The sequence below is a fragment of the Armatimonadota bacterium genome, assembly GCA_020354555.1.
Taxonomy (GTDB): Bacteria; Armatimonadota; Hebobacteria.
Map to the genome: position 1 here is coordinate 702981 of CP070648.1, position 3015 is coordinate 705995.

Annotated in this window: 3 protein-coding genes; 2 read left to right on the forward strand and 1 reads right to left on the reverse strand. The window is 66.7% G+C overall.

Features of this window, described 5'->3' with window-relative positions; genetic code table 11:
- Together JSV65_02855 and JSV65_02860 are read left to right on the forward strand one after the other, a co-directional pair.
- Nucleotides 1–617: glycoside hydrolase family 2 (locus JSV65_02855; GenBank protein UCH35309.1), on the forward strand; the 617-nt coding region annotated here is incomplete at its 5' end.
- 173 nt (nucleotides 618–790) lie between these two features.
- Nucleotides 791–2074 carry a thymidine phosphorylase gene (locus JSV65_02860; GenBank protein ID UCH36681.1) on the forward strand — a complete coding sequence of 428 codons (1284 nt, stop codon included), beginning with the start codon at nucleotides 791–793 and terminating at the stop codon, nucleotides 2072–2074.
- Nucleotides 2075–2125: 51 nt separating this feature from the next.
- On the opposite strand, the gene JSV65_02865 is transcribed toward JSV65_02860, so the two are convergent.
- Nucleotides 2126–2620 carry a hypothetical protein gene (locus JSV65_02865; protein ID UCH35310.1) on the reverse strand — a complete coding sequence of 165 codons (495 nt, stop codon included), beginning with the start codon at nucleotides 2618–2620 and terminating at the stop codon, nucleotides 2126–2128.
- Between the last annotated feature and the right edge of the window lie 395 nt (nucleotides 2621–3015).

Here is a 3015-nt window from a genome sequence, read left to right on the forward strand (position 1 = left end):
AATGGACCGAGGCGGTTCGCCGCGACTACAATCACCCCTGCGTCGTCGCCTGGACGCCGTTCAACGAGAGCTGGGGCATTCGCGGAGTTCAGGACGGCGTGGCGCAGCAGCAATTCGTGGAGCACATCTACAACTTGACCAAGCGCCTCGATCCCTACCGGCCGATCTGCGACAACAGCGGCTGGATGCACACGCTCACGGATATTGCGGACATCCACGACTACTCCGAGCGCGGCGAGGATCTGCGGGCGCACTGGGAGGAGTTCGAGCGCAGCAATCACCGCGGCGGATGGCCGCACCTGTTCTTCGCTCGCGCGAAGAGCTACATGGGCCAGCCGATTGTCGTCAGCGAGTACGGAGGCATCAGCCTCAAGGGCTACGAGGCGCCGGCGGGCGCCGACCGCGTCGCCTACGGCACCCACATGGAGAGCGAGGAAGCCTACCTCGCCCGCTACCGCGACATCACGTCGGCGATTCAGGATATCGAGGAGTTGCAGGGCTTCTGCTATACCCAGCTCACCGACATCGAGCAGGAAATCAACGGCGTCATGACCTACGACCGCAGGCCCAAGGTTGACCCTGAGAAGATCGCCGAGATCAACCTGCGCCGGCGGTGAGCCGGCACCGGGGGCTTGGGAAAGGCCGACGGGGAGCCAGCGACTTTAGACATCTGACCTCGCGCGCTCGCGCAACAGGATGCAGGCCCCCAACGCCGTATAGCTGCGGTGTACGTTTGCGCTCACTCCGGAGGGCAGGAATGCGGTCATCATCCCCAGGACATCCTCGCGAGTTGCGCGCGCTCGACGTCATCGCCCGCAAGCGCGACGGCCTGCGGCTTGACGCGGAGGAACTCGACTGGTTGATCGCCGCCTACGTCGCCGGGCGCGTCAGTGAAGAGGAGATGGCGGCGTTCCTCATGGCGGTGTATCTCCGCGGCATGGACCTCGATGAGACCGCCGCGTTGACCTTGGCGATGGCGGCGACCGGCAAGGCGGTGGATCTGTCCTCTGTGCCCGGCGTCAAGGTGGACAAGCACAGCACCGGCGGCGTCGGCGATAAGACGACGCTCGTGGTCGCGCCGCTGGTTGCCGCGGCCGGCCTGCCCGTGGCGAAGATGTCGGGGCGCGCGCTCGGCCACACCGGCGGCACGGTTGACAAGCTCGAATCCATCCCGGGCTTGAGCTGCGACATGACGACGCGCCAGTTCGTGCGCCAAGTCAAGCGCATCGGCCTCGCCGTCGCCGCGCAATCCGACGACATGTGCCCGGCGGACAAGCGCATGTATGCCCTGCGCAATCGTATCGGCGCCGTCGCCAGCATCCCGCTCATCGCGTCCTCCGTGATGAGCAAGAAGCTGGCCGCAGGCGCGGACGCCATCGTGCTCGACGTGAAATGCGGCGGCGGGGCGTTTATGAAGGACGCCCGGACCGCGCGGGAACTTGCCTCCACCATGGTCGAGATCGGGAACCGCGCATCACGGCCCACGGCCGCGCTGGTGACCGACATGAGCCAGCCGCTCGGGTGCGCAGTAGGCGATGCGCTGGAAGTGGGGGAGGCCATTGCCGCGCTGCGCGGCAATGGGCCGCATGACCTCCGAGAGCTGTGCCTTGCGCTCGCCGCTCGGATGCTTCTGCTCGCGCGGGCCGCGCGCAGTGAGACCGACGCCCGTCGGCGCCTCGAAAACGCACTGGCCAGTGGCGCGGCATTGGGCAAGTTCCGAGCGATGGTCGAAGCGCAGGGCGGCGACCCGTCGGTCGTTGACGATCCGTCGCGGCTGCCGCAGGCCCAGAGGAAGGTTGCAGTCCGTGCCCCCGCCGACGGCCGGGTGCGCGCGATTGACGCGCAGGCGATCGGCGAAATCGCCCACAACCTGATGCGCGAGGCCGGGCCGGGCGGGGGAGTGATGCTGCTGAAGAAGCGCGGCGACAAGGTCGAGAAGTCCAGGCCTGTGGCGACGGTCTACGGAGGCGCGAAGGCCGCGGCTGCGGCGCGCGCGGTGGTTAAGGCTTACACCGTCGGCCCACGCGCCCCGCGCCGCCCGCTGGTGCTGGACGTCATCCCTCGGGAATCCTAACGGTCGCCGCCGCGCTCTCTGCGATGCTCATGCCGACACCCGCGCGCATCTTCACAGCCAGCGCGAGAGCGGTGGGATGTCCGCAACGGCTGATCGCTGCCACATCACCGTAAGTCCCAGCGGACGCCGCCGTTCGAACGGCCCTGTGAGGTCACACCTGTGGATGATTTCCTCGGCAGCGGCCTCCAGGAGACTCATTCGCAGAGCATTGGCGCCGATCCACTGCCATCGCGGGCGATCTGAGGCGTCGGCGCCAGTGTGAATATCGAGGGTGGCTGCTGTGGTGCCACGCTGCCCCGAGCTATAGACCCAGGCCATCGCGTCAACATCGTCGCGTTCCATGGGTGTTTGCCGAACGCGCCAACCCCAGGGGTCAAACGCGTCGGGTCCGATCCGCGCCGCCGGAAAGAGCGCGGTGCCGCAAAGGTACGAATCCAGCGCGCCTTCATATTCGCCAACAATCAGTTCGAGGGCCACAGCCCCGACACCATACGCCGCCTCCGGACGATGCTTCAGCCATGACCTCCCGGCCGCCCTAACGCGCAAGGAACCCCTCCCGGCCCGTCGAAAACCGCTTCAGCTGAGGGCCTTGGTGGCCAGGCGCGAGCACTGTCGCAGGACAGTGGGGAAGCAGGGGAATGTGGGGGGGACAGCCGAGCTGTGCCCTAACTCACCCACCGATTTGCGCCAAGAACGCTGACGCTGAACATCACAAGTAAGCCCAGAGGGCTCCCAGATGCGTTTCATTGCGATTCGACAGGGACACCTCACCTCACAGTTCGATCTTCCGTGGCGTCTCGCCCGGGGCGCGCAGCGGCGCGCGCTGTGTTGCAGTGAGGATTCCACCGTGTCCATCCCTTAACATGTGCTCCGCCATCGCCTTTCCGTTGGCGGCGTCGGACGGGATATGGGCAAAGGGCAACCCGTGCGTCGGCAAGAGG